Source organism: Rhodopseudomonas pentothenatexigens, assembly GCF_900218015.1.
In the GTDB taxonomy this organism is placed as follows: domain Bacteria; phylum Pseudomonadota; class Alphaproteobacteria; order Rhizobiales; family Xanthobacteraceae; genus Rhodopseudomonas; species Rhodopseudomonas pentothenatexigens.
In genome coordinates, this window is the sequence record NZ_UFQQ01000066.1 from 1 (window position 1) to 1321 (window position 1321).

Consider the following 1321-nt stretch of genomic DNA (forward strand, 5'->3'; position numbering starts at 1 on the left):
TGAACCGCCCCGGGTTTGCCGGAGGCTCCAACTCCTGAGAGGATGGAGCCATGACGAGCAAGACGACGAACAAGTTTTCCCCCGAGGTGCGCGAGCGAGCGGTGCGGATGGTGCTGGATCACGCCAGCGAGCATCCCTCGCGCTGGGCGGCGGTGACCTCGATCGCGGGCAAGATCGGCTGTACGCCGCAGACGCTGCATGACTGGGTCAAAAAGGCGGAAGTCGACAGCGGGAAGCGGGCCAGCGTTCCGACCGAGATGGCCGAGAAGCTGAAGGCGCTGGAGCGGGAGAACCGTGAGCTCCGGCAGGCCAACGAGATCCTGCGCAAGGCCAGCGCCTATTTTGCGACGGCGGAGCTCGACCGCCGATCCAAGCCATGATCGCCTTCATCGACGATCATCGTGGGGCGTATGGGGTCGAGCCGATCTGCAAGGTGCTGCCGATCGCCCCCTCGACCTACCACGCCCATGTCGCCAGGCGGCGCGATCCCGCCAAGCTGTCGGCACGTGCCAGGCAGGACGCCTCCCTGAAGACCGAGGTTCGCCGCGTGTTCGAGGGGAACTTCCAAGTCTACGGCGTGCGCAAGGTCTGGCGGCAGCTCCAGCGCGAAGGCTTCGACGTCGCGCGTTGCACGGTGTCGCGATTGATGCGGCAGATGGGCCTGCAAGGGGTGATCCGCGGCAAGTCCATCAAGACCACGATCAGCGACAAGGCCGCGCCGTGTCCGCTCGATCACGTCAATCGCCAGTTCAAGGCGCCCAGGCCAAATGTCCTGTGGCTGTCCGACTTCACCTACGTGGCGACCTGGACCGGCTTCGTCTACGTCGCTTTCGTCATCGACGCCTACGCCCGCCGGATCGTCGGCTGGCGCGCTTCGCGCACGGCGCATGCCGGCTTCGTGCTCGATGCCCTGGAGCAGGCCCTGCACGACCGGCGGCCGGTCCATCGCGGCGGCCTCGTCCACCATAGCGATCGGGGCAGCCAATACGTCTCGATCAAGTACACCGAACGTTTGGCCGAAGCCGGCATCGAACCTTCGGTCGGCAGCGTCGGCGATTCCTACGACAATGCTCTCGCCGAAACCATCAACGGCCTCTACAAGGCCGAGGTGATCCATCGGCGCGGGCCATGGCGCAGCTTCGAGGCCGTCGAGTTCGCCACCCTTGAATGGGTCGACTGGTTCAACAACCGAAGGCTCCTGGAGCCCATCGGCAACATCCCGCCGGCCGAAGCAGAGCAACGCTACTACGCCATGATGGAACAGCCCGACATGGCGGCATAACTTAAACCAAACGGCCTCCGGCAAACCCGGGGCGGTTCA

Annotated in this window: 1 protein-coding gene and 1 other annotated feature; the gene reads left to right on the forward strand. The window is 65.1% G+C overall.

The features are described 5' to 3' along the window. Positions 1 to 50: 50 nt before the first annotated feature. Positions 51 to 1282 (forward strand): IS3 family transposase gene (locus DWA33_RS24820; RefSeq protein WP_114361132.1). Its coding sequence is split into 2 segments (ribosomal slippage): positions 51 to 342 and positions 342 to 1282, totalling 1233 coding nucleotides; the frame shifts between segments, so codons are not numbered across the junction. After that, positions 335 to 451: a sequence feature (AL1L pseudoknot), on the forward strand. Its footprint overlaps the gene before it by 117 nt. Positions 1283 to 1321: the final 39 nt, after the last annotated feature.